Below are 255 nucleotides of genomic sequence, written 5' to 3'. Positions count from 1 at the left end.
GCATCGACCTCGGCAAGTACAAGCTCGGCTGGTCGGATGCCGAGCGCTACGTCTACAAGCCGAAGAAGGGCCTCAACGAGGACGTCGTCCGCGACATCTCGCACCACAAGAGCGAGCCCGAGTGGATGACGAAGTTCCGGCTCAACGCGCTGAAGCGGTTCGAGCGCAAGCCGATGCTCGACTGGTTCGCCCGGAACATGCCCGACATCGACTTCGACGACATTTACTACTACACGACGCCCACCGAGAAGCAGG

1 pseudogene is annotated in these 255 nt (G+C 61.2%); it reads left to right on the top strand.

The window, feature by feature from the left end:
• Positions 1 to 255 (top strand): annotated as a pseudogene (locus tag FQ664_RS27410) (hypothetical protein); the annotation flags it as partial.

It is taken from the genome of Pseudomonas persica, assembly GCF_900291015.1.
In the GTDB taxonomy this organism is placed as follows: domain Bacteria; phylum Pseudomonadota; class Gammaproteobacteria; order Pseudomonadales; family Pseudomonadaceae; genus Aquipseudomonas.
This window is presented reverse-complemented; position numbering and strand designations above follow the sequence as displayed.